We start from the raw sequence: 25542 nt of genomic DNA on the forward strand, positions 1-25542 counted from the left end.
AATCGGCGAGCAGCCACTCAGCATCAGCAGGCCAGCAGTGGCGGAGATGGCGGTCAGCAGCAGTAGTCGACGAGGCATAAAGGCTCCGATGAAGGTGGGGAATGGCATGCATCTGTCAGCAGGGTCGTGATTGTCATCCTTGCATATTCGAAGTCGCTGATCGATAGGTGTCGACAACCACTAGCCACGCCCGTCCGCTGTTCCGTATGCTCATTGATGACAAGAACAGGAATCTTCGCCATGAATGAGCATATCGATACGTTGGACCCCGCCATCCTCTGGCGTCATTTCCGCACTCTGTGCAATATCCCGCGCCCGTCCGGGCATGAAGCCGCGCTGGTGGCCTATCTGATCGACTGGGCCGAAGCGCGTGGTCTCGCGCATGATCGTGACGCTTTCGGCAACCTGCGCCTGCGCAAGCCCGCCACGCCCGGCCACGAGAGCGCACCGGGCATCGTGCTGCAGGGCCATCTCGACATGGTCGCCCAGGCGGCCAGCGACAGTGATCACGACTTCATCCGTGATTCCCTCGATACCTATTTGGAAGACGGCTGGCTCAAGGCGCGCGGCACCACTCTGGGGGCCGACAACGGTCTCGGCGTCGCGGCGGCGCTGGCGGTACTCGAAGACGATAGCCTCGTGCACGGCCCGCTGGAAGCGCTGTTCACCCTCGAGGAGGAAACCTCGATGGGCGGCGCGCTGAATCTGGCCGAGAACTGGCTGGAAGGGCGCTACCTGCTCAATCTGGATTCGGAAGACCGCGGGCAGGTCTATATCGGCTGTGCCGGTGGCGCGGACATCAATGTCGCCCACGAGTTTGCCACCTCTTCTCTGAAGGATGCCGAAGCGGAGCTGGAGCTGACCATCGGTGGCCTGGTCGGCGGCCATTCCGGGCTCGATATCCATCGTGGGCGCGGCAATGCCAATCGCCTGATGTCACGCGCGCTGGTCGCGCTGGCCGAGTTCAAGCCGCGTCTGGTCAGCTGGTCTGGCGGTACACTGCGCAATGCCTTGCCGCGTGAGGCCACGGTCGGTGTGGTGATCTATGACGAGCGCGTCGCCGCCGCACGCCAGCGCCTCGAGGACTTCGAAGCCCAGATTCGCGACGAGCTGCGCGAGACGGACCCGGATGTCTCGCTCAGCGTGACCCGTGGCAATGCCGAGAATGCGCTGTCCGTGGAGGACACCCAGCGGCTGGTCGCGGTGCTGGATGCCGCGCCCTACGGAGTCGAGCGCATGAGCGCGGCGGTGGAAGGCGTGGTGGAAACCTCCAACAACCTCGGCGTGGTGCAGCTGCGCGAGGGGCGCTTCCATCTCTGCGCGCTGGTGCGTTCGCTGCGCGATGATGCCGTGACCATGATGGAGCAACGCATCCGTGGGCTCTTTGCGCTGATCGGCGCGACCACCGTGGCCGAGAATGCCTATCCGGGCTGGCAGCCGGCGCCGGATGCGCTTCTGCTGGCGCGCTTCTGCAGCCTGCACGAGCGCGTCACTGGTCGCGCGCCGGAGATCAAGGTCATCCATGCCGGGCTCGAGTGCGGCATTCTGGGGGCCAAGTATCCCCAGCTCGAGATGATCTCCTTCGGGCCGCTGATTCGCGGCGCCCACTCGCCCAGCGAGCGGGTCGAGGTCGAGTCGGTCGGTGAATTCTGGCAGGTGCTCAAGGGACTGATCACGGAACTCGCCGAGCCTGCCAAGGCCGCTTGAGCAACGCTCAGGCAAGACTCGTCACGCAGACGAACGACGCCCCCGCAGGTCAGCCTGCGGGGGCGTCGTTCGTCTGCGTGTCGTCATCTCTGGGCATCAGGCGCTGGCCTGGCCTGATGAGAGTGCGAGGCTTCAGTTGATATTGATGCGGATCGCCGGGATGCCGATGCTCACGCCGTCATGGTAGCGGCGTATGCCATGCCGACCGGAGTCATGGTTTTGGTAGTAGTACGGGCGGTAGCGGTCGTGCTCAAGACGCCCATGCTGATGGTAGCGGCGCTTGGGGACATGGCGGCGGATATCTTGACGAAAGTGCTGACGAGAATGCTGGCGCGAGTGATGGCGCTCCACGCGCGGCTCGTCGAACATCCTGAGATGGCGGCGCTTGATCGCCTCGTGGCGACTCTGCGGCGTGCTGTGACGCTCGCTGTGCTGGCCCTGCGCGCGATGGCGATCATCTGCGGCGACCAGCGTCGGCGTGGCGAGCATCAGCGTCAGTCCCAGCAGCAGGGAGGCCAACAGGGAAGGCAACGGAGAGTGAAGGGCTGTGGTCAAGGTCGAGATATGCATGGGGCGGTCTCCCGTATGGTCGGTCAGTCACCCAAGAGGATCCTTGTCGTCAGAATATCGTGTCGCGGCGCCTTTTACGAAAGGCGTTCGCTAATGTCTCCGTGAGTCGCTTGGCGTGCTGTTGTTGAGCCGAGTTGTCCAGATTGCGTTGCCTATGGCGTAAGTGGTTGCTCGCAATGAGGTTATCCGGCGCACGACTGCAGAGTGGTTCACGATCCTCGGGCGTGAGGGATACAGCCAGTGCTGCGAGGACACTTCACTTCTGCCGCCGAGGCACCGGATTGCGCCCTTGGGGCAACGAAAACGCCCCTGCCGGAGTGGCAGGGGCGTCTGTCTGTTCAAGCTTCAGAACTTGCGGCTCTCTGGCTTGCGGCCTCAGGCGTGCTGATGCTGGTGCTTGCCTTCGGCAAGCTCCTCGAGCAGCTTGGCATTGAACGCATCAAGGTCTGCTGGCTTGCGGCTGGTGACCAGCGCGCTGTCACATACCACTTCACTGTCCTGCCACTCGGCACCGGCGTTCTTCAGGTCCTGTGCAATGGAGGGGAAGGAGGTCATCTGACGACCTTCGACGACGCCGGCATCGATCAGGATCCACGGCGCGTGACAGATGGCGGCCACAGGCTTGTGGGCCTGGAAGAAGCTGCGCACGAAGTTCAGTGCGGTCTCGTCCTGGCGCAGGGTGTCCGGATTGAACAGGCCACCCGGTAGCACCAGGCCGTGATAGTCGTGCTCGCTGGCATCGCTGAGCGGGGTGTCGACCTGATACTTCTCGCCCCAGTCGGTTTCGGCCCAGGCGCGAATGCCGTCTTTCTCCGGCGAGACGATGTGTACCTCCACGCCCGCCTCCTGCAGTGCGGCGCGCGGCACCGCGAGCTCGGATTCCTCGAAGCCATGGGTCGCGAGAATGGCCACGCGCTTACCTTGCAGTTGTTGACGTGTCTGCTGATCGGTCTGCTGTGTCATGCAAATCTCCTTTCCGTGCTTCGGCTCTTGCGAGCGTACTGGGCAGAGAAGGGAAAAGTTCTGCTCTCGGCGTGCGTCACTCACTGAGGTGAGCGCCCCACGTTGATGCAGGGAGTTCCCGTCCTTTCGTGCCCTGACACTCAAGACATGGATGCGCGATACTGACTTTCAAGGGGGTGACCCCCACTGCGTTTTCACAGGCCATGGAGTGCCCGATGCCGCTGCTTTCTGAATCTTCCGCCGTGATGTGGTTGCTGGTCGGCGTGCTGTTGATGCTGTCGTTGATCCTGGGGCTGGGCTGGCGGCGAGCCCGCGAGCAGTTTCACGCTCTCGAAGAGAGCAGTGACGAAACCCGGCAGGCGTTGCAGCAGATGCTTGAAGAGACGCGGGATCTACAGCAACAGGCCGAACAGCGGGCGGCCTTGATCGAGCAACGTGGCGCACTGGATGGGCAGCAGGCGGAGCAGCAGCAACGCTATCTGAGCCAGTCGCTGGAGGAGGCGCGCCAGGCGCGTGATGCGCTGACGGAGCAGCTCGCCACGCTGCGCGAATCGCTGCAGGGGCGGCTTGATGAACAGTCGCGTGCGCTGAGTGAACAGCAGACGCTGGCACGCAGCCTGACCCGCCAGCAGGAAGTGCTGGAGGCGCAGCTGCTGGAGCGCGAGGAGCGTCTCGAGACACTGTCCGAGCGCTACGCCGAGCTGCGCGAGACGCATGCCTCGCTGGTGACGCGCCAGCGCCAGGAGGCTAGCCATCATGCCGATCAGCTGGCATTGCTCAACGAGTCGCGCGAGCGTCTGAGCCAGGAATTCGAGCAGCTGGCGGGCAAGGTGTTCGAGGAGCGCCAGCAGCGCTTCACCGCCGCCAGTGGCGCTCAGCTCGAGCAGCTGCTCAAGCCGTTCCGTGAGCAGGTCGGTGACTTCCGCCAGCGCCTCGAGCAGCTGCATGGCGAGGAGGTACGTGAGCGCACCAGCCTCAAGAGTCAGCTCGACCAGCTGGCGGGCCTCAACCGCCAGATCACCGAGGAGGCGGCCAACCTGTCACGCGCACTCAAGGGCGACAGCAAGATGCAGGGCAACTGGGGCGAGATGATTCTGGAGACCGTGCTGGAGCGCTCCGGTTTGCGTGATGGCATCGAGTTCAAGCGCGAGGTGTCGTTCACCGGTGAGGGCGGACGCCAGCGTCCGGATGCCATCGTCTACCTGCCGGACAACAAGCATCTGATCATCGATGCCAAGGTCTCGCTGACCGCCTACACCGAGTACGTCAACGCCGAGGATGACGTGACGCGAGCCCGCGCGCTGCGTGCGCATCTGACCTCGGTGCGCGGCCATGTCACCGGGCTTGCGCGGCGCAACTATCCCGCCATCGAGGGGCTGGGCTCGCCGGACTTCGTGTTCCTGTTCCTGCCGATGGAGCCGGCCTTCGCGCTGGCCTTCGAACACGATGACAGCCTGTTCCAGGACGCCTTCACCCAGGGTGTGGTGATGGTGACGCCGACCACCTTGCTGGCCAGCCTGCGCACCGTAGCGAGTCTGTGGAGTCTGGAGCGCCAGAACGACAATGCGCGCGTGATCGGGGAGCGCGCCGGGGCGCTGCTCGACAAGTTCCGCGGCCTCGCCGAATCCCTCGAGGAGCTGGGTACTCAGCTGGGACGCACGCGCGAGGCGCATGATACCGCCATGAAGCGGCTGGCCAGCGGGCGGGGCAACCTGATCAGCCGTGCCGAGGAGCTGCTGGAACTCGGCGCGCGCATGAAGAAGCCATTGCCGGAATCACTGGTGCGCCAGTCGCGCGACACCCTGCATCAGCCCGAGCAGGCGCTGGATCAGCCGCCGACATCCGCGCCGCCGGTGCTTGATCGCCAGGCCACATCCGAGCGGCCTGCCGGTGAAGAAGCGGCGGCCAGTGAAGGCCAGGATGGCATCGGAGCGGCGGACGCCGAGACTCCGGACGCCGAGGCGCTGTATACCGAGGCGCTGGATACCGAGGCAGGGCAGGCGCCTGCGTCGCTCTCGCGCTGGGAGCTCATGGAGCGCAAGTGGCAGGGCGATAGCTGATCGCCCTCATCGCCTGCAGCACTGCAGGCAGCCGTTGCGTCTGACGTTGCGACAGACGTTCAGACAGCGGATGACAGTCAACGACAGCGGCCCCTGCATGGGGTCGCTGGCGTTTGTATGGCGAGGTCAACGCAAGCGCGGGGTATCGTTCCCACTTCTGGTGAGGGGAATGAGGGTTGCGCGATATGGTCGAGACGCCGGTGAGGCAGGATTTTCGATTTTTTCTGCATCCATCTTTCCAGGCTCCCCGTAAGTTGGATTGAGCCCGCAGCGCAGGGGTGAAAGTGATAGATAAATAACGTTTGGCTCATTAAAGAGCATTTTCTCAGGAGATATGCCCATGTCTACCAAGACGAACACGTCCGCCAAGACCGCTTTTGCCCTGGCCTCCGCACTCGGAACCGCTGTCGCTCTGTCTACCGCTGTCGTCTCGCTTCCGGCTCACGCGGCGGGCATGGAAAAGTGTTACGGCGTGTCGCTGGCCGGTGAGAATGACTGCGCCGCTGGTCCGGGCACTTCGTGTGCCGGGACTTCGACCGTCGATTATCAGGGCAATGCCTGGAAGCTGGTTCCGGAAGGCACCTGCACCTCCATCGAGACGCCGAATGGCACCGGCAGCCTGGAAGAGATCAAGTAAGCATCACGTGTCGGGGCTGGCTCGGACTTTCCCGAACATCCCCCGAACTTGACGTCCGGTGGCCTGTCGCCACGCCGCCACCGGACGTTCGCAGCCTCGAGAGGTCTTCATGCACCAGCCATCCCCTTCCCCCGGCAGTCCGGATTTCGGTACGGCCTATTCCTCGCTCGACGAGATGGCCGTCGGCATCAGTCTCAAGGCGCAGCATGTGCGTGAGCTGATGTCGTCGCGACCGGCGCTGGGGTTTCTCGAGATTCATGCCGAGAACTACATGGGCGCCGGCGGGGCACCCCATGCCCGGCTGGATGCGCTGCAGGAGTATCCGCTCTCGATTCATGGTGTCGGCCTGTCGCTGGCATCGGAGCGCCCGCTGGATGCCACGCATCTGGCGCGCCTCAGAACGCTCTGCGAGCGTCACCCGCCCACCAGCGTGTCAGAACATCTGGCCTGGGCCGGCCATAGCGGCCACTTCTACAACGACCTGCTGCCGGTACCGCTGACGGACGCGATGCTGGCACGGGTCAGCGATAACCTGATGCAGTTGCAGGACACCCTGGGCCGTCAGGTATTGATCGAGAATCCCGCCCACTATCTGCGTTTCGATGCACGCGAGCTGGGAGCGGAACTGATTCCCGAGACCCATTTCCTCACTCGCCTGGTCGAGCGCAGTGGCTGTGGACTGCTGATCGACGTCAACAATGTCTTCGTCTCGGCGCACAACATCGGGATCGATCCCGCGGCCTGGCTGGAGTCCATTCCGGCTCACGCCGTCGGGGAGATCCATCTGGCGGGGCATGGTGAGGACACGCGTGAAGGCCTGTTGATCGACAATCATGGTGCGCCGGTCTGCGATGAGGTCTGGGCGCTGTATGCCGACTTCATCAATCGCATCGGGCCGCGCCCGACGCTGATTGAATGGGATACCCAGGTGCCGGCGCTGGAGGTATTGCTGGGACAGACCGCGCGCGCACAGACCTTGCTGCACAGCACGCGAGCGCAGCAACTGGCACGCTCCGGCGAGGAGGGCGACCGATGATCTCTCTCGAGCGGCATGCCAGCGCTGGGCACCAGCCCGATTGGCAGGGCGCCTTCATCGAGGCGCTCACCCAGCCCGACGTTGCGCTGCCCGGTATCGAGGCAGGCCATCAGCAGCGCCTCGATGTCTATCGCAACAATGTCTGGGCCAGCCTGATCAGTGCACTGGAAGAGGCCTATCCGGTGACCCGTCAGGTGGTAGGTGAGCGCTTCTTTGCGGCCCTGGCCCATGATCATTCCCGCCATCATCTGCCGCGATCACCGCTGATGATGGAGTACGGGGCTGGCCTTGCCGAAACCCTGCACGCGACCCTGACCACGCTGGTCGAGACGCGTCAGGTGTTGGCTGCTCAGCTACCGTTCTATGCGGTGGACCTGGCACGCTTCGAGGCCGCTCGTCTGGTGGCCTATCACGCGGCGGACGCCGAAGCCCTGGTGCCGACCCGGCTGGCGGGTTTGCCGCCCGAGGCGGTGATGGAGCTCAGGTTCTCGGCGCACCCCGCGGCATGCCTGCTGCGCCTGGAGCATGCGGTGCTCGAGATCTGGCAGCGCCATCAGCATGCAGGCGCGACGCTTGAGGGACTGGATATCGTGCGGCCCCAACGGGTGTTGATCACGCGCCCGGCGCTGGATGTGCAGGTCACGGTGCTGTGCGAGGCCGCTGCCTGTCTGCTTGATCTGCTGCTGGCGGGGCAGACGCTGGCGGACGCGGCAGCGCGGCTCGCAGACACACATCCTGAACAGGAGCTGGGGCCGCTGCTGGCCCCGCTGCTGGCAAGTGGTGTCTTTCGCGCGCCGACCTGATCGTGCTCGATGGCTTCTTGCTCTGCTTTATCCTGCTCGCTTCTTTTCTGCTCGACCCTTCGCGCCCTGGCGCACCCTTGAGGAGGCCTCATCATGAGCCTTGAATCATCAACGACGCCTGCGGTTCGCTCCGGTGTGGCGGGGCAGGTCCTGAAAGTGTTCGTCTGGTTGGAAAATCTGCGCATGGATGCGGTGCTGATCCTGATGCGCATCGTGATGGGTGCCGTGTTCTTCATGTCGGCACAGACCAAGGTCGACGGCTTCTCGATCAAGGACAGCACCTTCTTCCTGTTTGAACATGAATACGCCTTGCCGCTGGTCTCGCCGATACTGGTCGCGTGGCTGGCGACCATCGCCGAGCACCTCTTCCCGCTGATGCTGTGGCTGGGGCTGGGGACGCGCTTCGCGGCGCTGGGGCTGGCCCTCATGACACTGACTATCCAGTTGTTCGTCTATCCCCACGCCTGGGTGACCCACGGCCTGTGGCTGTCCAGCCTGCTGGTGCTGGTACTGCAAGGCCCGGGGCGTCTGTCGCTTGATCAGCTGATTCGCTCACGCATCGCCTGAAGTCGTCATCTGATGGTGGCAGCCGGTGAGAGAGGTGTGAGTCGTACACAATGCAAGACGGAGACCCCGGGGTCTCCGTCTTGCGTTGTAGTGTCGCTATCTATCCGCTGGCTATCGAGGCGCTCAGGCCGGCTCGTCGGCGAGTTGGTGCTCGATCTCGGCGCGCACCATCTCGACACTGGCGGCATCGATGTAGCCGTTGGCATGCGCGTGGTGCGCCATGTCGAGGCTATCGGTGCTCAACAGCATCACGCAGCCGAGAGCGGCCAGCTCCTCGCCGAGCCGGTCCAGCTCGGCCTTGCGCGAGTCCGAATCGCCTATCTGGCGAATGTAGATCGCGCAGATGCGGCCGGGATAGCGGCGTACGACCTCGGCGTAGACTTCCGGGTCATGCTGGCCGCTGTCGCCGATGAGCAGAAACTGCATCTCGTCATACAAGCCGAGCATCTTCTCGATCAGCGCCTGCTTGTGGTCTTCGGAGCGTCTGGGTAGCGGGCGTTGCAGCGTCAGCCCCCACTCGCGCAGGAACAGGATCGGCCCGACCGGAATGCGGTTGTGCTGGAAGAAGACCTCCAGCATCTCGTAGATGCTCCATGGGCCACGCGACACATAGAGCAGCGGGCGCTGCTGCTGGCCGTCATCTCCCTCATGCAGTGCCTGATAGAGCGCGGCCACGCCGGGAAAGGCGGTGCGGCGCTCGGCGGACTCGATGAACAGGCGATAAAGCATCTTGAGCTTGTTGGCGACACCGGTGTACATCACGGTGTCGTCGATATCGCTGATCACCCCGAGGCGCGTGCTGATGGGCGGCAGATAGACCTGTGCCTCGCCCTCCACCGGGGGCTGCTTCGGCGGACACGCGGTGATGCGGGCGGTATGCCACTGGCCCTGATGCTCCAGCGGCTCGACCAACGGCAGATGCACGCTGAAGTAGCCATCGCGGTCGGTGATGGCGGTGGTGCGGTTGTCTCCCAGCGCGACCTCTACCTCGACGCCGCTCTTGCCCCAGCGCAGCATGCGGCGACCGACATCCATCAGGTCGCGTCCGGCACCGGGAGCCAGCTGGCTACGTGAGCCGGGCTGGCGGAAGATGCGCCCCATCAGAAAGGCTTCGCTGTGCGAGCCATAGCCACGGTAGGCGTGAATGACGTAGCCATCCTTGCCCTGGGCGTGGCGCATGGGCTTGGCAGCCACATGCAGCAGCTTGCGTAGCAGACGTGTCAGCGGCAGTGACATGCAACCCTCCTGGTCGGTATTTGGCGGGCCTTCATGGCCACATGACAACGCCGCCTTTCGAGTCCCGCGTGTGCAGGGTCGAAAGGCGGCGTTCACACTGCGCGAATGCCTCGCGGCCCAGTGTCAGTCAAGTACAGCGTCAGGCAGGAGCTGCATCAGAGATCCGCGCTGTCATGCCTTGGCACTGCACTGGCTTGAGCGCTTACTCGCCCAGGTAGGCGGACAGCATCCACACGGTCTTTTCCTGCTCGCGGATGTAGTCACCGACCAGTGAGGCGGTACCTTCATCATCGGCGTCAGACGCGACGGACATGATTTCGCGCTGCAGTTCGATCAGGGACTTGTAACCGGTCAGCAGACCCTTGATGCAAGCCGTGCCGTCGCTGACGTGGGTGTCTTCCTTGATGGTGGCGACACGCGCGTAGTCACTGTAGGCGTGCAGCGGCTCGTGACCCAGGGTCAGGATACGCTCGGCGATCTCGTCGACCTTGGTCAGCAGGTCGGTGTAGGTTTCCTCGAACTTCACGTGCAGCTCGAAGAACTGGTTGCCCTTCACGTTCCAGTGGTAGCCACGGGCATTCATGTAGAAGGTCTGGTAGTTGGCCAGCAGGATGTTGAGGTGCTCGGCCAGCTGAGTGGCGCTGGCAGTGTGCAGGCCGATGGCATTGGTATCGTTGGACATGAAGACTCTCCTGAAAAATGTGAAGTGAACGGCATTGTGGGGAAAGTGGAGATGCAGGTGGCGAGCCGCGCTGCCAGTATGCCACCAGTGTAGAGGCTGGGCGGGATGCAGGGTAACGAATTCACTGTATCACCCTCATCGGCCACCCCTATCGTCGCCGGCGCACCACCCTCAAGCCGTAGATGAATGCCTGACAAGAGATGTGGTGCGCGCATGCGGTTTTCAAGGTCGCACACGGATATTGCAGCCAATGTCGCCGGCTTGGACATTCTGATTTCGGCCACATACGCAAAGGCCCCGCACGGGGCGGGGCCTTTGCGACAGCCATGTCGTCAGCTGTCATCACTTCTGCAACGCTCAGGCGTCAGTTGCGCGCCATGTGCAGGAAGTGCATGTGCTTCTCGTACTGGTCCAGCACGTCGCCGATCACCTGCTCCTTGGTGTAACCCATGACGTCATAGGTCTGGCCACCCTCACGCAGGAAGACCTCGGCGCGGTATTGGCGTTCCACGTCGCTGGTGCCCTTGCGCTTGACGTTGCGCAGCGCGAAGGCCGGTGCTGCGTATTCACGCACCCGCACACCGTAGACGAAGTCGACTTCCTCGCCGTGGCTGACCTGCAGATAACTGCGGTCTTCCTCGTCATTGACGCGAGTGTCCAGGCCCTGGGCCTCGAATTCCTTCGCGACATCCGCCAGTGCCGGCGTGACGGTGTTGATCAGGTACTGCTCGACGTTCTTCTGGCGCGGCGTCTCGACCAGGGTCTGGACGCGCTTCTGCCAGCTGCGTGCGCCGCCGGCAGTGTGGCCCGGCGTGTTGCTCAGGTGCTGCATGGAGCGTTGCTTGACGCCCTCGAGACGCAGTGCCTTGAGCAGGCCATAGCAGACGAACATCAGGATGATCGCGAACGGCAGGGCAGAGGCCAGCGAGGCGGTCTGCAGCGCGCCCAGGCCACCCGCCATCAGCAGCGCCACGGCGACGAAACCTTCGGAGAAGGCCCAGAAGACACGCTGCCAGACCGGAGATTCGTCACCTTCCTTGGAGGTCAGCATGTCGATGACCAGCGAGCCGGAATCCGAGGAGGTGACGAAGAAGGTCACCACCAGCACGGTGGCCAGCATGGAGGTGATGCTGCCGAACGGGAACAGCTCAAGGAACTTGAACAGTGCCACGGACGCATCGGCGGAGACCGCTTCCGCCAGGTTGCCTGCGGTATCGGTCAGCAGCATGTGCAGGGCGCTGTCGCCGAAGAAGGTCAGCCACAGGAAGGTGAAGCCCATCGGTACGAACAGCACGCCGTAGACGAATTCACGGATGGTGCGACCACGCGAGACACGCGCGATGAACATGCCAACGAACGGGGACCACGCGATCCACCAGCCCCAGTAGAACAGGGTCCAGCCACCCAGCCATTTTGACGGGCCATCTTCCGGGATATAGGCGAACATGTTGAAGGTCTTGTCGACCACTTCGCTGAGGTAGCCACCGATGTTCTGGATCAGCGTCTGCAGCAGGAAGATGGTCGGACCCACGCACAGCACGAACAGCATCAGCGCCAGTGCCAGGCCAAGGTTCAGCTCGGAGAGACGACGGATGCCGCCGTCCAGACCCATGACCACGGAGACGGTCGCCAGACAGGTGATGATGGCGATCAGGATGATCTGGGTGGTCAGATCGTTGTCGATATCGAACAGATAATGCAGACCGGAGCTGACCTGCAGCACGCCCAGACCCAGTGAGGTCGCGACCCCGAACATGGTGCCGAAGACGGCGAAGATATCGACGGCATGGCCGATCGGGCCATGGATGCGCTTGCCGATCAGCGGATACAGCGCGGAGCTGATGCGCAGCGGCAGGTTGTGGCGGAAGCTGAAATAGGCCAGCGCCAGCGCCACGACGGCATAGACGCCCCAGGCGTGGATGCCCCAGTGGAAGAAGGTGGTCTTCATGGCCTCACGGGCGGCCTCGACGGTGCCGGCATCGCCGACCGGAGGCGCAGTGAAGTGGAAGACAGGCTCGGCAACGCCGTAGAACATCAGGCCGATGCCCATGCCCGCGGAAAACAGCATCGCGAACCAGGAGCCATAGCTGAAGTCCGGCTCGGAATGGTCTGGCCCCAGCTTGATGTCGCCATAGCGCGAGAAGGCGAGACCCAGCGTGAAGATCACGAACAGGCCCATGGCCAGCAGGTAGAACCAACCGACGGTGTCGATGATCCAGGTCTGGACATGACCGAAGGCGGTCTGTGCGGTTTCCGGCATGGCGACCGTAAAGATCACGAACGCCAGAATCACGACGGCGGAGCCGAAGAAGACTGGCGGATTGATCTTGGCGACCGTGGGCTGGTCGGCATTTTCTGACATAAATTTCTCTCCCTGATTGCCTATTCGTCGATAATGGTAACTTATTGAACCTGTAGCGTCGTGAGTTGTCCGCGCGATATCGTTTCCATATGTAACCAGTGTTGCGCGCGTTGACAGGCGATTTGTGCACCGAGCGAGTGGTACCGGCAGTGCTGGCGTTGCGTGATCGTCGTGTGAAATGGCAATGCCAGTGCGGCCTTGTCAGGCATTGTCGGGTGCTGGATACGGTAGGCGCTGGCATGGCTGGAGGCTAAGATGAGGTTTCCTGCATCCAGGGTATCCCGCTGTCTTGATACCATAATTATGCAGAAACCCTACAAGACTTATGTGTCAGTCTAGTGCCTCTGGCGTGTCTCATGGTGTGAAAATCATGATGTCGCGCCGGCTCAAGTGGCTGACCGGAGACGTTCGCATGCTCCATCGACTTTCCGAATTTCCCGCGCGGCCGGACCTGGCTGACACGTCAGTGCGCTCGCGACTGCCGCGCATGACATTGCTCGCAGTGGGGCTGGTGCTGCTGAGCGGTTGCTCGGCTCTGTCCGGCAAGGACCCGCTGGCCGCGAATGACAGCGCTGGCCTGCCCGAGGCCTGCATCTTCCCGCGTGAGGGCGATGCCAATCAGTGGTTGCGTGCTGCGGCGCAGGTCATGGAGGCCCGTGGCTACAAGATCCGCGAGAGCGAGCAAGCGCTGGGCGTGGTGACGGGTGAGCGCAAGGTGGACCAGCCTGGCCTGGGCGCGATCGACGGGCCCTTCGGCTCGCGCATCGGCTTTTCGGTGGGCTACGGCGTCGCGGCGGGCAACGATTTCGGCGTGGGCGTCGGCAACGACACCTTCCGTGATGACCCGATCAGCTTCGAGCGCATCTCGCTGGTCGCGCCGGATGAGCGCGTGCGCGTGATCCGCGACGAGCAGGTCATCAACCAGGGTGGCTACGTCATCGATGCCCGCCCTCACAATGACAGCGACAGCTGCCGCCAGATCGAGCGTCAGCTGCAGACCGCGCTGGCGGGTCGTGATCCACGGGAGGTTCGCTGATGAACATGCGCAAGGCATCTCCACGCTTGCTGTGGCAACGTCTGGGGCTCGCGACGCTGCTCGCCGGCCTGCTGGTGCTGGGGGGCTGCATGAATCAGCCGACCCATGCGCCGGATTCACGCACCGCGGTGATCGCCCCCAACAGCGGCACTCTGACCTCCCGGCAGGTCTTCGTCACCCTGCTGACGACGCTGGCGGAGCGTGGCTTCATCATCGAGCGCGCAGACCCGGACCTCGAACGCCTGGATGCCAGCTACGCTGCCCGGCCGCCGCTGGCACTGGAAGCTTGGGTGAGCGAGGTCAACGGCCAGATTCGTCTCAGCGTGACCGGTGATAGCAATGGTGCCGATATCGCGCCGGGTCGCCTCGACAACCTGCTGGTGGAAGTCGCCGTGGCCCTGGATGCGCGCACCGTGCCGGTGATCGGCGCGCCGTGACTGTCACTTGCATGGCAACTCCACGAGGCGGCCCTCAGCGTCGCCTCTCTGGCCTTGCCCGCCACTTCGCCGGCGGGCAGTACCGAAGCCCGGGCGAGCCCGCGCTCGCGCGGTGTGACAGCCCATGACGCTGAGTGCGCTGCGCCGTCGGCGTCTGGCCTGGCTGGCACTCACGGCCAGCCTGCTGGCCGGGCTGATGGCCCTGTTTGCTCTCTGGCACTGGGAGCTGGCGCGCGGCGAGCGTGATGCCCGCCAGCACGCCGCGACTCGCCTGAATTTCTACGCCAGCACGCTGAATGCTGAATTGTCGCGCTTCCAATGGCTGCCGGAGTTGCTGGCGCGCCAGGCCCGTGTGCGCATCGCCCTTGACGAGCAGAGCGCTTCGCCTGCGGCAACGGCGCCTGTAATCCCCTCAGATCAGCCCGATACCTCCAGTGCCGCCGCTCCCCTTGGCTCGAGCAGTGACCTCAATCAGCATCTGCGGCGAGTCGCGAGTGCCTCCGGCGCGGCGGCCATCTTCCTGACCGACCGCAATGGCATGACCGTGGCCGCGAGCAACTTCGATCAGCCAGACAGCTTCGTCGGCTATCGCTACGACTATCGCCCCTACTTCATCGATGCCCTGGCGCGCGGACGCGGCGAGTTCTTCGCCGTCGGCAATACCACCGGGCGTCCGGGCTACTTCGTTTCGGCACCGGTGCTGGGAGCCGAGGGTCAGCCGCTGGGCGTCATGGTGGTCAAGGTCTCGCTGGAAGCGCTGGAAGATACCTGGCGCCAGGCGGGAGAGACGGTGCTGCTCGCCGATGCCAATCGCATCGTGCTGCTGGCCTCGCGGCGTAACTGGAAGTATCGCGCGCTGGAGGCGATCGAGCCTCAGGCACTAGACAGCATTCGGGCACAGCAGCAGTTTCGCGGGGCGCCGCTGACACCGCTGTCGCGGGAGCTGGAGGACGGCAGCCTGGTGCTGGGCGACCACCACGAACTGGCGGCGTCGGAGATCGTGCGGCTGCCGACGGCGGCGATGGGGCAGCGTTATCTGGATGAGTCGCTGGCCAGCGGACCGCTGGGCTGGCAACTGCATTTTCTGATGCCGTTGCGGCCACTCTATATCCAGGCGCGCAATGTGGTGCTGGTCGGCCTCGCCGTGATCCTGGGGCTGGCGATGATGGCGCTGTGGATGCGCGAACGTCAGGCACGCCTGGGGCTGATTCGGCGTGAAGCGGTGATGATGCGCGAGATCAACGAGCGCCTCGAGGAGCGGGTCGCCCAGCGCTCGCGCGAACTCGAGGCCACGCGTGACGAGCTGGTGCAGGCCGGCAAGCTGGCCGCGCTGGGCACCATGGCGGCCGGTATCGCCCATGAGCTCAATCAGCCGCTGGTCGGCATTCGCACCTACGCCGCCAGCGGCGGCAAGCTGCTGGCGCGGGGAGTCGCCTCCGCCGCTACGCGCCCCGAGTTGACCGCGCGTGCCGCAGAGTCCGCCGCCAGCAACTTCACGCGTATCAGTGAGCTGTCCGAGCGCCTGGCCGACATGATCCGCCAGCTGCGGGTCTTCGTGCGTCCGGCCAGTCAGCAGGCGCCCGTCGCCCTGGCGCTGGCACCGCGCATCGACTTTGCGCTGGAGCTGCTCGCCGAGCGAATCACCGCCCTCGACCTGACGGTGGAGCAGGGCGGGCTGCCCCGGGACATCATCGTGATGGGCGAACAGGTGCGTCTCGAGCAGTTGCTGACCAACCTGATCCGCAATGCACTCGATGCGCTGGAAGGGGAGCAGAAAGCGCAGCAGGCCGATCAACAGACCGGTCAGCAGAGCGATGCGTCGGACGACGAGCACGTGGCCCCGCGATTGCGCCTCAGCTGGCAGGCCTGGCCGGCAGTGACCAGTCTTGAGGGACAGCCGGGCGGATGTCTGCGCATCGAGGACAATGGCCCCGGCATCGACCCTGCGCTGCGTGCCACGCTGTTCGACCCATTCACCACCACACGCGAGGTCGGCGAGGGCATGGGGATGGGATTGTTTCTGAGTTATGGCCTGGCGCGCGACCTCGGTGGCCAGCTGCGTCTGGCCGATGGCGCTTCAGTGTCTGAACCGGCTGAGGGCTCCTTGCAGACTGAGGGCGCTGCGCTGGGCGGCGCCTGCTTCGAATTGTGGCTACGCACGCCAGCGTCCGAAGGGGGGCATGACGGCGACGGCACGGGTCATGAAGGCCTTGGCCATGAAAGCACCGAACAACAAGGCAGCGGGCAGCAATCCGTGACATGACGGGGTATACGCACGAATGACAGGCTATACGCACGACAGCGATGGCTTCGAGGGCGCAGAGGAGTTTGCCGCCACGGGCCTGGACCCGGCAGAGCTGCGCCTGCAGCAGGACAGCGATCTGACCCGCGAGGCCCCGGTATGGCTGGTGGATGACGACCCGGCGGTGCGCGAATCCCTCACCCAATGGCTGGAGTTGGCCGAGATCCACCTGCGCTGCTTCTCGCGCGCCGAGGCGCTATTGGAAGCCTTGGCCGCCGCCGAGCCGGTCAGCGTGGTGATCAGCGATATCCGCATGCCGGGCATGGATGGGCTGACGCTGCTGGCGCGGCTTGCGCTGCAGGCACCGGAGCTGCCGGTGCTGATGATGACTGGGCACGGCGATGTCGCCACGGCCGTTGCCGCGATGCAGGGCGGCGCGCGCGATTTCATCGAGAAGCCGTTTGACCCCGAAGCACTGGAGCTGAAGCTGCGTCAGGCGCTGGCGGGGCGGCGTCTGAGCGATGAAAACCAACGTCTGCGCCGGCGCTTGAGCGTGCGCGGCCTCAGTGGTCTGCTGCGGGGTGAGAGCCGTCAGATTCGCCAGCTGCGTGAGCGACTGCTTGAATTGCGCGGGCACCCGGCGCGGGTCTGGATCAGCGGCGAGGAGGGCAGCGGGCGCAGCACTCTGGCGCTGGCACTGGCCGAGCATGCGCCGCCTGCTGACGCGCTGCCCTCATCTACCGCCATGCCGACGGCGGCGACGGTCTTGCTGGCACGCGTGGAATGCGCGCCCCTGTCGCAAGCCAGGGCAGAGGGCGCGGAGGCACTGGCGAGCGCGATCGAGGATGCGCTCGCGGCATGTCCTGCGGCCAATACCTTGCTGCTGCATGAGGTGGACCACCTGAGTGGCGCGCAATGGCAGTGGCTGGAAGGCTGGATCGCCGCGCGTGAGGAGGGGGCCCGCCAGGCACCGCGGCTGGTGTGCAGCGCGCTGTGCAGCGTGGGCGACGTGATGGCGAGCGGGCCGCTGACTCGCACCCTCGGGCATGCACTGGCCGAGATCGAACTGACGACCCCCGCCCTGCGCGAGCGTCGCGAGGACATCCCGTTGCTGATGGCGCATTTCAGCCGTCAGGCCGCCGAGGTGCATGAGGTGGAGGCGCAACCCTTCGGCCGCGGTGAGCTGGCCGCGTTGATGGCGGCGGACTGGCCGGGCAACCTGTGGCAGCTGCGTCAGGCCGCCAGTCGCCGTGTGGTGCTGGGAGAATTGCCCGCGGTGCAACGGTCATCAGTGCCGGGTAGCGCCTCATCGGAGGAGGAGGCTTGCGAGGCCGCCAGTGGTGCGAGCGACGAGGCGCTGGCGAGCAGCGAGGAGCATGGGCTGGCGGCACAGGTGGCGATGTTCGAGTCGACCTTGATTCGCGCCGCCTTGACTCGCGCACGCGGCAACATCGCTCAGGTGCTGGAGGAACTGGCACTGCCGCGGCGTACGCTCAATCTCAAGATGCACAAATACGGGCTGCGCCGAGAAGACTTTCGCCATGGCCATGATGGTTCGGCGAACTGACCGTCATCAAAGCCTGTCGAAAGTATCCTCGGACTGCGTCGGGATGCCTCCCGTTTTGTTATGAAGTAACATCCTGCCGATCCCTTCCTGTCGTCCCCGTGACGTTCTGCCGGAGTTTCTCGATGTCTGTTGCTGTTCATCGCCTGGTGGCGGCGCTGTCGTCCGCGCTGGCGCGTTTCCCGTCTCGTCATGGCCTGCGCCCTGCAGCCTGGCTGACGCCGCTACTGATGCTGGGCACCCTGGTGGCCAGTCAGCCTGCCGCAGCCCACCCGCACGGCTGGGTCGACCTGCGGGTGACGCTGCGCCTCGATGACCAGGGGCGGGCCGTCGCGATGCGTCAGTATTGGCTGCTTGACCCCTTCTACAGTCTGACGCTGCGTCAGGAACTGGCCGCGCTTGAGGACGATACCAGCATGGAGCAGCGCCTCGATGTGCTGGGCAGCGAGATTCTGGCCAATCTGTCGCAGTTCGATTACTACACCCATGTCACGCTGGACGGCGAACCCGTGGCGCTTGGCAAGGCGACGCGCCAGACCACCTGGCTCAAGGGTGAGCGTGTCGCCTTCCAGATGGAGCTGCCGCTGGCCGAGCCGGTCGCGATGGCTGGCCACACCCTCAGTTATCGTATCTACGACCCCACCTATTACATCGAGATTCTGCATGACCCGGACGCCATCGCCGTGCAGCAAGGGCTGGTGGTGAGCGGGCTGGAAGGGCAGGACTCGGCGCTCAGGTGCACGCCGGGCATCACGCCGGCCGACCCGGACCCGTCCAAGGTCGCCGAGGCCTCGATGCTGGATATCAACGCCACCGCACCGATGGATCTCGGCCAGTACTTCGCCGAGGTCGGCAGTGTCAGCTGTGAGGTGGCTGATGAGCAGTGAACCGAAGGACACCAGCGGGCTTGGCGATATCAAGAGCCTCAAGGGCATGCGCGATGGACTGTTGAAGCCGGCCTCGTCGCGGGGGCGGCGCCTGGCTGGCTGGCTGGCGGTCGGCTGCGGGCTGCTCGTGCTGGGCTTGGCGCTCTGGCCAAGCCTGGTGCAGGGCTGGGGCGAGGCGCTGGGGTGGATCTTCGCCGAGCAATCGCGTTTCCAGCGCTCGCTGGGGCGCGCCATGAATGAACTTGCCGCGCATCCCGGCACGCCCTGGGCGCTGATCGGGCTGTCCTTCACCTATGGCGTGCTGCATGCCGCAGGCCCCGGCCATGGCAAGGTCGTCATCAGTACGCTGCTGGTCAGCCAGCCCATCGTTCGGCGGCGTGCGCTGTGGCTGTCGTTGCTGGCGGCCTTGCTGCAGGGCGTCAGTGCGCTGGTGCTGGTCGGCCTCGGGGCGGGGCTGCTCGACTGGGCGGGGCGCGATGTGCTCGGACAGGTCGAGAAGGTCACCCTGCTCAGTCATCTCGGGGTGCTGGTGCTGGGGCTGTTGCTGCTGTGGCGCGCCGCTCGCACGCTATGGCGTGTTGTCAGGGCACAGCCTGTCTCAAGCGCGGGAGAGCCGCCGGCGCCAGCGATGCAGGGGCTGGCGTTCGAGCCGTCGCCTGGCCACGTCCACTCACATTCTCACTCACACTCTCACGGCCATGCTCATTCATACGGGCATGACTGTGGTTGCGGCCATGCGCATGGCGTGACGGCGGAGCAGGCCAGTGGCGACTGGCGCACCATGGGCATGGCGGTGCTGGCGATCGGCCTGCGGCCGTGTTCCGGCGCGATTCTGGTCTTGCTGGCCGCGCTGGCGCTGAACATGGTCGGCAGCGGGGTACTGGCGGTGCTGGCCATGTCATTGGGCACCGCGCTGACGGTGGGTAGCGTGGCGATGGCCACCTTGATCATGAAGGCCAGCGGACGCCTGGCAGCGGCTGGCTCGCGCCTGGGTGGGACGCACTCGGGCGGCCGCGCACGTCGTCAGTGGCCGTGGGCGGCGCTGGTTGGTCTGCTCGGCGGCATCATCATCACGGTCTTTGGCGCCTTGCTGGTCGCCAGTAGTCTCAAGGCGCTGGACTCTCCCACCGGTCGCGGTGCTTCACCGTTTGATCGCTCGGCGCCCGGCACCACCCTCCAGAGCCCGCTGGGCCCGAGGACGTCAGGGCAGAGCTCAGGCGACAAGTGAGATCCGGCGACGAGTGAGGTCTGCGGCGCCAAACAGGCGTGCTGCTGACTACCTACAAGATACGACAACGGGGCCCATTGGGCCCCGTTTTCGTAGATGTGAGAGCGTAGATGGCAGTGTCTGCGAGAGCGTAGATGTCAGTGAAAACGCAGGTGACGGCGTCAGTAGGAATAGCTCGGCAGCTCGGCGATCTTCATGCGCAGAGTGTCGATGAGCACCGTCAGTGTCTCGTTGTCGTGGGGCTCGGCCGTGCCGACTCCCCACACCGGCCCCGGCCAGGCTTCATCATCGCTGCGGCGGGCGATCACGTGCATGTGCAGTTGCGGCACCATGTTGCCCAGCGCGCCGATATTGAGCTTCTCGCCGCCGCTCACCGTCATCAGCAGCTCGCCCAGTTGGGTGGTTTCCTGCCACAGCTGTTGCTGGGCGCTGTTGTCCAGCTCGTAGATCTCGCGGATGGCATCGCGGCGCGGAATCAGTACCAGCCACGGATAGCGCGCATCGTTCATCAGGCGCACGGTGCACAGCGGCAGGTCGGCCACGAAGTGGGTGTCGGCATCCAGCTGCGGGTGAAGGCTGAAGGGGGTCATCGTCTCTCCTTGATCGGATGGAGCAGGGCGGGCGTGTGTCGAGGGCAAAGGGTAACCCGAATCGTGACGGACTCCCTGACTTGAACGCTCGCGAATGCCCTCAGTGTGACCAGATCGGCAGAATCCTGCCACTTTGCGGATTGCCCGTGCGCGCTCTGGAGGCTGCGCAATGCCCCCATCGCCAAATACCGCGCCACGCGGACAGTTGCTAACCTTCTTCCTACGCTGAAGCCAAGGCTCGCAACGAACGTCCCACGCAAAAGAGGGCTACCTTGCGCATTGTCGGTCGCGACATGGCCAGCATCGCCCAGGGCCAGAGCCTGCTCAGCCGCAATGTCCGTCTGCCTAACCACATTACAAGAATGCTCAACCTGCGCCCGGCAGGTTCGCCAAGGAGTCACTCCATGCAAAAGCGCCAGTTCCTCAAGGCCGGTCTCGGTCTCGCCATCGCAGCCTCTCTTGGTCTCAGTGCCGTGGCTCAGGCGGAAGGCAAGTACATCATGGGTACCGCCACCACCGGTGGCACCTTCTACCCGGTCGGCGTGGCACTCTCCACGCTGATCAAGGTCAAGCTCGAGCCGACCGCCGGCATCTCCGTGTCCGCGATCTCTTCCGCCGGTTCCGGTGAGAATCTCAAGCTGATGGAAGAGGACCAGGCCCAGTTCGGCATCATCCAGGGCCTGTACGGCGCCTGGGCATGGAATGGCACTCCGCCGGTCAACAAGGCGCACAAGAACCTGCGCAGCATCTCGATGCTGTGGCAGAACGTCGAGCACTTCGTGGCCCGCAACGATGAGGTCAAGACCGGCACCATCGAGGACATGACCAACTTCTACGGCAAGAGCTTCTCCATCGGCAAGAAGAATTCCGGCACCGAAGGCTCTGGTCGCTTCATTCTCGAGCAGCTGGGCATCGATGCCGACAAGATGGATCTGGCCTACATGGGCTATGGCCCGAGCGCCGACGCGATGCAGAACGGCAACATCGACGGCATGAACATCCCGGCAGGCGCACCGGCCTCCGCCGTGACGCGCGCCTACGCCAACCTGGGCGGCGAGATTACCACGCTGGACTTCACCGACGAGCAGCTGGCCAAGGTCAACTCCCAGTTCGAACTGTGGACCCCTTATGAAATCGCCGCCGGGACCTACCCGGGTCAGGACAAGGCGATAAACACCATCGCCCAGCCGAACATCCTGGTGGTGCGTGACGACGTCTCCGAAGAAGACGTCTACCAGATCACCAAGACCATGTACGAGAACCTGCCATTCCTGAACAACATCCACCCGGCTACCAAGGCCATGGCGCTCGACAAGGCCATCGCGGGCCTGCCGCTGCCGCTGCACCCGGGTGCAGCACGTTATTTCAAGGAGCAGGGCATCGAGATTCCGGCGCGCCTGATCGCCGAGTGATCCACGCCTGATGTTCCCGCTGCCCTCATCGCTCGCCTCTGGCGGCGGTGAGGGCAGCGCAGTTTCCCAGACCAATAAACCACTGCCGGTCCGGCGCCATGTCACTGCCCCGCGCGGGCAAGGTGAGGCGCAAGGCCAGAGCAGTGCCCACGAATGATTGCTGTAGAAGCCCGTATTCTCCTCGCAAGCCCGGGCGCATGGTGACGCAAGTCGCCGCTGCGCCATCGCTGTCTGATCCCGTCTTGAGGCAACGCCATGCATGATTCCCGCTCGCCAGAGCCCTCTCGTCCCACTGATAGCGAAGCGCAGGAGCCGGATCTCTCCGGTGTGCGCGACGAATCCGCCGAAGCTGCGCCGTGGCGCATGGAGCTGCCCTGGTTGGGGCGTGCCGTCTTCGTGATTTCCATCGTCATCTGTCTGGCGCACCTGTACTTCAACACCGTCTCTACCCTGTCGGAGCTGTGGGTGAGCGCCTTGCACTACGGCCTGTTCGGTCTGCTGTGTGCGCTGACCATTCCGATGCTGACCCCGGCCAGTGATGGTGCCAAGCGCTGGGTGCTGGGCGTGGATGTCCTGCTGGGGCTGGCGGCACTGGGTTGCGGCCTCTACCTGATCGGCTTCGAGGATGCGCTCTATGACCGTGGCGTGGTGTTCTCCACCGCGGACTGGGTGGTCTCCATCGTCGCGGTCGGTCTGATCCTCGAGTTCGCGCGTCGCACCACCGGCTGGTTCATCCCGGTGCTGTGTCTGATCGCGCTGACCTACGTGGCCTGGTGGGGCAAGTATGTCGGCGGCGTGTTCAACTTCCCGGGCCTGACCTGGGAGACGGTGCTGTTCAGAAGCTTCATCGGCGGTGAGGGAATGCTGGGCTCCATCGCGCGCATTTCCTGGTCCTACGTGTTCATGTTCATCCTGTTCGGGGCCTTTCTGGTCAAGTCCGGCGCGGGTGACTTCATCATCGACCTGGCGCGCTGCGCGGCGGGGCGCTTCAAGGGTGGTCCGGGCTTCGTGGCCGTGTTCGCCTCCGGCCTGATGGGCTCGGTGTCCGGCTCGAGTGTCGCCAACACCGTCTCCACCGGCGTGATCACGATTCCGCTGATGCGCCGTGCCGGCTTCCCCGCGCGCTTCGCGGCAGGCGTCGAGGCCGCCGCCTCGACCGGTGGCCAGCTGATGCCGCCGGTGATGGGCGCAGGTGCCTTCATCATGGCGTCCTACACCCAGGTGCCGTACCTGACCATCGTCGGCGTGGCTGCCTTGCCGGCGCTGCTCTACTTCCTGTCTGTCGCCATGTTCGTGCGTATCGAAGCCAAGCGCTCCGACGCCACGGCGCTTGATGACCCGCAGGGCCCGCGCCTCAAGGACGTGCTCAAGGATGGCTGGCACTATCTGGCACCGCTGTTCGTGCTGGTCGGTGCACTGATCTACGGCTTCACGCCGACCTACGCCGCTGGCATCGCGATCCTGTCCGTCATCGCGGCCTCGTGGCTGTCGAAGAATCCGATGAAGCTCGGCGACATCCTCGAGGCGATGCTGGCCGGGGTGCGCAACATGACCACCACGGCGATCCTGCTGATCACCGTCGGCCTGATCGTCAACGTCGTCTCCACCACCGGTATCGGCAACACCTTCTCGCTGATGATCACCGACTGGGCGGGTGGCAGCCTGCTGATCACCATCATCCTGATCGCGCTGGCGTCATTGATTCTGGGCATGGGCCTGCCGGTGACGGCGTCCTATATCGTATTGGGCACGCTGTCCGCCCCGGCGCTCTACAACCTGATCGCCCATTCCCAGCTGGTGGATCTGCTGGCGGCGGGCAACCTGCCGGAGCAGGCCAAGGCCATCTTCATGCTGGCCGCACCGGACAAGCTGGACCTGCTGGGCGCGCCGATGAGCATGGACGCCGCCCGCGAACTGCTGGCGCTGGTGCCGGATACCTTCCAGAGCCAGCTGTATGAGCAGGCGCTGTCGCCGCACGTGCTGACCATGGCGCTGGTGAGTGCCCACATGATCATCTTCTGGCTGTCCCAGGATTCCAACGTCACGCCGCCGGTCTGCCTGACCGCCTTCGCGGCAGCCGCGATCGCCCGCACACCGCCGATGAAGACCGGCCTGATGGCCTGGAAGATCGCCAAGGGCCTCTACATCGTGCCGCTGCTGTTCGCCTGGAGCCCGCTGATCTCCGGCGATATCGGCGAGATGCTGACGGTGTTCGTGTTCGCGCTGTTCGGGATCTACGCCATCGTCGCGGGTCTGGAAGGCTATCTGGAGCACGAGCTGCCCTGGTGGCTGCGTCTGGCGATGTTCCCGCTCGGTGCGCTGATGCTGTGGCCGCATGGTCAGCTGACCTACGACCTCGCGGGTCTGGTCATCTTCGTGGGCGTGCTGGCCTACAGCGTGCGTCAGAGTGGCCGGCAGCAAGCGCTGGCGCACTGAGCCCGGCGTGTCGGATGAGCGCCAGACGCGTCAGCCGATGTGGCTGAAGCAGGCGTGACGTGACGCGATATGCTATGAACGATGCCCGGCATCACTTGCCCCCGCTCAGTCATGCGAGGGTGGTGTGTCGGGCATCGCGCGCTCTGGGGCATGTCTGCCTCGGGCGTCTTCACTCAACAGGATGGCGGGACAAGGAATGTCGGCATGATGTCGGATGTTGCAGGGCTGACCAGCGGCCTTGATCTGATCAGCGTAGTGGCGCTGATCGCACTGGGTGGCGTGGCCGGTTTCATCAATGTGCTGTCGGCGGGTGGCTCGATGCTGACGCTGCCATTGCTGATGTTTCTCGGTCTGCCGGCGGCCCAGGCCAATGCCACCAACCGTGTGGCGATCACGTTGCAGAGTGCGACCGCGACCAGCACCTTCCTCAAGGCGGGCGCGCACAATATGGGGGTGGCCTGGCGGCTGGCCGTACCTGCCGTGGCAGGCGCCATGCTGGGGGCCTGGCTGGCGACCCGCATCAGTGCCGAGGCCTTCGAGAGCGTCCTGATCGTGGTGATGGTGGTGTGTTCGATCATGATGCTGCTGCCGACGCCGCGCATCGACACCCGTGAACTGACGCCGGAGCGCATCACGCCCGTGGTGTTGCTGGCGATGTTCGGCATCGGCATCTATGGTGGCTTCATCCAGGTCGGTGTCGGCGTGCTGTTCATCGTGGTGCTCTACCGGCTGCTCAAGATCGACCTGACCCAGGTCAACGTCTTCAAGGTCTTCATCGTGTTGATGTATACCCTGCCGGCGCTGGCGGTGTTCGTGTTCGATGGTCAGGTGCGCTGGGCCTACGGTCTGGTGCTGGCGGTCGGCAACATGAGCGGCGCCTTCCTCGGCGCGCGGGTCAACATGAGTCCCGCGGGCGCGCGGTGGGTCAAGTGGCTGACGGTCGCGGTCATCTTCATCATCGTGCTCAAGTTGGCGCTGACCTGATACTGGCCTGATGCTGAGCTGATGCTGACCTTATGTTAGACACGGAGTAAGCTCGCGGTAATCTGAACGGAATGCCAGCCTGTCCTGTCGACACACCGGCATG

The 25542-nt window shown here is 64.5% G+C and carries 21 protein-coding genes; 15 read left to right on the top strand and 6 right to left on the bottom strand.

The genetic code is table 11. The features are described from left to right. The first annotated feature begins 240 nt into the window (after nucleotides 1-240). Nucleotides 241-1707 (top strand): aminoacyl-histidine dipeptidase, encoded by a 1467-nt coding sequence (locus CDPAHKCJ_RS09785; RefSeq protein WP_166019648.1) that lies wholly within the window; start codon nucleotides 241-243, stop codon nucleotides 1705-1707. Between the two features lie 132 nt (nucleotides 1708-1839). Here the strand turns inward: CDPAHKCJ_RS09785 and CDPAHKCJ_RS09790 are convergent, their stop codons facing one another. After that, entirely contained in the window at nucleotides 1840-2277 is a 438-nt protein-coding gene (locus tag CDPAHKCJ_RS09790; RefSeq protein WP_166019649.1) for a hypothetical protein, read from the bottom strand. 375 nt (nucleotides 2278-2652) lie between these two features. After that, complete coding sequence (locus tag CDPAHKCJ_RS09795) at nucleotides 2653-3240, bottom strand: type 1 glutamine amidotransferase domain-containing protein (RefSeq protein ID WP_166019650.1); 588 nt, start codon at nucleotides 3238-3240, stop codon at nucleotides 2653-2655. Between the two features lie 215 nt (nucleotides 3241-3455). Here CDPAHKCJ_RS09795 and rmuC point away from each other — a divergent pair, with 215 nt between their 5' ends. The 5 genes from rmuC to CDPAHKCJ_RS09820 all read left to right on the top strand — a co-directional run bounded on the left by rmuC (nucleotide 3456) and on the right by CDPAHKCJ_RS09820 (nucleotide 8343). After that, a complete protein-coding gene (gene rmuC / locus CDPAHKCJ_RS09800) occupies nucleotides 3456-5300 on the top strand; it encodes a DNA recombination protein RmuC (RefSeq protein ID WP_240916750.1) in 1845 nt (614 codons plus the stop codon). Nucleotides 5301-5640: 340 nt separating this feature from the next. Further along, entirely contained in the window at nucleotides 5641-5937 is a 297-nt protein-coding gene (locus CDPAHKCJ_RS09805; protein WP_166019651.1) for a DUF2282 domain-containing protein, read from the top strand. Nucleotides 5938-6046: 109 nt separating this feature from the next. Continuing rightward, nucleotides 6047-6973: a DUF692 domain-containing protein gene (locus CDPAHKCJ_RS09810; RefSeq protein WP_166019652.1), complete on the top strand. Its 927-nt coding sequence runs from the start codon at nucleotides 6047-6049 to the stop codon at nucleotides 6971-6973. Next, nucleotides 6970-7776, top strand: a complete 807-nt coding sequence (locus CDPAHKCJ_RS09815) for a DNA-binding domain-containing protein (protein ID WP_166019653.1) — start codon at nucleotides 6970-6972, stop codon at nucleotides 7774-7776. The genes CDPAHKCJ_RS09810 and CDPAHKCJ_RS09815 overlap by 4 nt, the downstream gene beginning before the upstream one ends. A 93-nt stretch (nucleotides 7777-7869) precedes the next feature. After that, a complete protein-coding gene (locus CDPAHKCJ_RS09820) occupies nucleotides 7870-8343 on the top strand; it encodes a DoxX family protein (RefSeq protein WP_166019654.1) in 474 nt (157 codons plus the stop codon). 123 nt (nucleotides 8344-8466) lie between these two features. Here the strand turns inward: CDPAHKCJ_RS09820 and CDPAHKCJ_RS09825 are convergent, their stop codons facing one another. The 3 genes from CDPAHKCJ_RS09825 to betT form a co-directional block, all read right to left on the bottom strand. Next, complete coding sequence (locus tag CDPAHKCJ_RS09825; protein WP_166019655.1) at nucleotides 8467-9579, bottom strand: phosphatase domain-containing protein; 1113 nt, start codon at nucleotides 9577-9579, stop codon at nucleotides 8467-8469. A 202-nt stretch (nucleotides 9580-9781) separates the two neighbouring features. After that, complete coding sequence (locus CDPAHKCJ_RS09830) at nucleotides 9782-10261, bottom strand: Dps family protein (RefSeq protein WP_166019656.1); 480 nt, start codon at nucleotides 10259-10261, stop codon at nucleotides 9782-9784. A 364-nt stretch (nucleotides 10262-10625) separates the two neighbouring features. Continuing rightward, on the bottom strand, nucleotides 10626-12623 hold the full coding sequence (betT, locus tag CDPAHKCJ_RS09835; RefSeq protein WP_166019657.1) for a choline BCCT transporter BetT: 1998 nt from the start codon (nucleotides 12621-12623) through the stop codon (nucleotides 10626-10628). 487 nt (nucleotides 12624-13110) lie between these two features. Here betT and CDPAHKCJ_RS09840 point away from each other — a divergent pair, with 487 nt between their 5' ends. The 6 genes from CDPAHKCJ_RS09840 to CDPAHKCJ_RS09865 all read left to right on the top strand — a co-directional run bounded on the left by CDPAHKCJ_RS09840 (nucleotide 13111) and on the right by CDPAHKCJ_RS09865 (nucleotide 20017). Beyond that, nucleotides 13111-13659 carry a hypothetical protein gene (locus CDPAHKCJ_RS09840; protein ID WP_166019658.1) on the top strand — a complete coding sequence of 183 codons (549 nt, stop codon included), beginning with the start codon at nucleotides 13111-13113 and terminating at the stop codon, nucleotides 13657-13659. Further along, a complete protein-coding gene (locus tag CDPAHKCJ_RS09845) occupies nucleotides 13659-14096 on the top strand; it encodes a hypothetical protein (RefSeq protein WP_166019659.1) in 438 nt (145 codons plus the stop codon). Before CDPAHKCJ_RS09840 ends, CDPAHKCJ_RS09845 begins: the two co-directional genes overlap by 1 nt. Nucleotides 14097-14220: 124 nt before the next feature. Then, nucleotides 14221-16359, top strand: a complete 2139-nt coding sequence (locus CDPAHKCJ_RS09850; RefSeq protein ID WP_166019660.1) for a cache domain-containing protein — start codon at nucleotides 14221-14223, stop codon at nucleotides 16357-16359. Nucleotides 16360-16375: 16 nt separating this feature from the next. Further along, nucleotides 16376-17905 (top strand): response regulator, encoded by a 1530-nt coding sequence (locus CDPAHKCJ_RS09855; protein ID WP_166019661.1) that lies wholly within the window; start codon nucleotides 16376-16378, stop codon nucleotides 17903-17905. Nucleotides 17906-18027: 122 nt separating this feature from the next. Next, nucleotides 18028-18789, top strand: a complete 762-nt coding sequence (locus tag CDPAHKCJ_RS09860; RefSeq protein WP_166019662.1) for a DUF1007 family protein — start codon at nucleotides 18028-18030, stop codon at nucleotides 18787-18789. Continuing rightward, nucleotides 18779-20017 (top strand): hypothetical protein, encoded by a 1239-nt coding sequence (locus CDPAHKCJ_RS09865; protein WP_166019663.1) that lies wholly within the window; start codon nucleotides 18779-18781, stop codon nucleotides 20015-20017. The genes CDPAHKCJ_RS09860 and CDPAHKCJ_RS09865 overlap by 11 nt, the downstream gene beginning before the upstream one ends. 161 nt (nucleotides 20018-20178) lie before the next feature. Here CDPAHKCJ_RS09865 and CDPAHKCJ_RS09870 read toward each other — a convergent pair whose 3' ends face one another. Then, on the bottom strand, nucleotides 20179-20607 hold the full coding sequence (locus CDPAHKCJ_RS09870; RefSeq protein WP_166019664.1) for an HIT family protein: 429 nt from the start codon (nucleotides 20605-20607) through the stop codon (nucleotides 20179-20181). A 404-nt stretch (nucleotides 20608-21011) separates the two neighbouring features. Here CDPAHKCJ_RS09870 and CDPAHKCJ_RS09875 point away from each other — a divergent pair, with 404 nt between their 5' ends. The 3 genes from CDPAHKCJ_RS09875 to CDPAHKCJ_RS09885 all read left to right on the top strand — a co-directional run bounded on the left by CDPAHKCJ_RS09875 (nucleotide 21012) and on the right by CDPAHKCJ_RS09885 (nucleotide 25439). After that, nucleotides 21012-22019 carry a TAXI family TRAP transporter solute-binding subunit gene (locus CDPAHKCJ_RS09875; protein WP_166019665.1) on the top strand — a complete coding sequence of 336 codons (1008 nt, stop codon included), beginning with the start codon at nucleotides 21012-21014 and terminating at the stop codon, nucleotides 22017-22019. A gap of 363 nt (nucleotides 22020-22382) precedes the next feature. Continuing rightward, nucleotides 22383-24455 carry a TRAP transporter permease gene (locus CDPAHKCJ_RS09880; RefSeq protein ID WP_166019889.1) on the top strand — a complete coding sequence of 691 codons (2073 nt, stop codon included), beginning with the start codon at nucleotides 22383-22385 and terminating at the stop codon, nucleotides 24453-24455. A 204-nt stretch (nucleotides 24456-24659) separates the two neighbouring features. Beyond that, complete coding sequence (locus CDPAHKCJ_RS09885) at nucleotides 24660-25439, top strand: TSUP family transporter (protein ID WP_240916751.1); 780 nt, start codon at nucleotides 24660-24662, stop codon at nucleotides 25437-25439. Nucleotides 25440-25542: the final 103 nt, after the last annotated feature.

Origin of the sequence: Cobetia sp. MB87 (assembly GCF_011319755.1) — a bacterium.
Classification (GTDB): domain Bacteria; phylum Pseudomonadota; class Gammaproteobacteria; order Pseudomonadales; family Halomonadaceae; genus Cobetia.

Excerpts from the sequence above, each read along its gene's own strand:
- CDPAHKCJ_RS09785 (WP_166019648.1), top strand. The coding sequence starts at position 241 with ATGAATGAGCATATCGATACGTTGGACCCCGCCATCCTCTGGCGTCAT.
- CDPAHKCJ_RS09790 (WP_166019649.1), bottom strand. The coding sequence starts at position 2,277 with ATGCATATCTCGACCTTGACCACAGCCCTTCACTCTCCGTTGCCTTCC.
- CDPAHKCJ_RS09795 (WP_166019650.1), bottom strand. The coding sequence starts at position 3,240 with ATGACACAGCAGACCGATCAGCAGACACGTCAACAACTGCAAGGTAAG.
- rmuC (WP_240916750.1), top strand. The coding sequence starts at position 3,456 with ATGCCGCTGCTTTCTGAATCTTCCGCCGTGATGTGGTTGCTGGTCGGC.
- CDPAHKCJ_RS09805 (WP_166019651.1), top strand. The coding sequence starts at position 5,641 with ATGTCTACCAAGACGAACACGTCCGCCAAGACCGCTTTTGCCCTGGCC.
- CDPAHKCJ_RS09810 (WP_166019652.1), top strand. The coding sequence starts at position 6,047 with ATGCACCAGCCATCCCCTTCCCCCGGCAGTCCGGATTTCGGTACGGCC.
- CDPAHKCJ_RS09815 (WP_166019653.1), top strand. The coding sequence starts at position 6,970 with ATGATCTCTCTCGAGCGGCATGCCAGCGCTGGGCACCAGCCCGATTGG.
- CDPAHKCJ_RS09820 (WP_166019654.1), top strand. The coding sequence starts at position 7,870 with ATGAGCCTTGAATCATCAACGACGCCTGCGGTTCGCTCCGGTGTGGCG.
- CDPAHKCJ_RS09825 (WP_166019655.1), bottom strand. The coding sequence starts at position 9,579 with ATGTCACTGCCGCTGACACGTCTGCTACGCAAGCTGCTGCATGTGGCT.
- CDPAHKCJ_RS09830 (WP_166019656.1), bottom strand. The coding sequence starts at position 10,261 with ATGTCCAACGATACCAATGCCATCGGCCTGCACACTGCCAGCGCCACT.
- betT (WP_166019657.1), bottom strand. The coding sequence starts at position 12,623 with ATGTCAGAAAATGCCGACCAGCCCACGGTCGCCAAGATCAATCCGCCA.
- CDPAHKCJ_RS09840 (WP_166019658.1), top strand. The coding sequence starts at position 13,111 with ATGACATTGCTCGCAGTGGGGCTGGTGCTGCTGAGCGGTTGCTCGGCT.
- CDPAHKCJ_RS09845 (WP_166019659.1), top strand. The coding sequence starts at position 13,659 with ATGAACATGCGCAAGGCATCTCCACGCTTGCTGTGGCAACGTCTGGGG.
- CDPAHKCJ_RS09850 (WP_166019660.1), top strand. The coding sequence starts at position 14,221 with ATGACGCTGAGTGCGCTGCGCCGTCGGCGTCTGGCCTGGCTGGCACTC.
- CDPAHKCJ_RS09855 (WP_166019661.1), top strand. The coding sequence starts at position 16,376 with ATGACAGGCTATACGCACGACAGCGATGGCTTCGAGGGCGCAGAGGAG.
- CDPAHKCJ_RS09860 (WP_166019662.1), top strand. The coding sequence starts at position 18,028 with ATGTCTGTTGCTGTTCATCGCCTGGTGGCGGCGCTGTCGTCCGCGCTG.
- CDPAHKCJ_RS09865 (WP_166019663.1), top strand. The coding sequence starts at position 18,779 with ATGAGCAGTGAACCGAAGGACACCAGCGGGCTTGGCGATATCAAGAGC.
- CDPAHKCJ_RS09870 (WP_166019664.1), bottom strand. The coding sequence starts at position 20,607 with ATGACCCCCTTCAGCCTTCACCCGCAGCTGGATGCCGACACCCACTTC.
- CDPAHKCJ_RS09875 (WP_166019665.1), top strand. The coding sequence starts at position 21,012 with ATGCAAAAGCGCCAGTTCCTCAAGGCCGGTCTCGGTCTCGCCATCGCA.
- CDPAHKCJ_RS09880 (WP_166019889.1), top strand. The coding sequence starts at position 22,383 with ATGGAGCTGCCCTGGTTGGGGCGTGCCGTCTTCGTGATTTCCATCGTC.
- CDPAHKCJ_RS09885 (WP_240916751.1), top strand. The coding sequence starts at position 24,660 with ATGATGTCGGATGTTGCAGGGCTGACCAGCGGCCTTGATCTGATCAGC.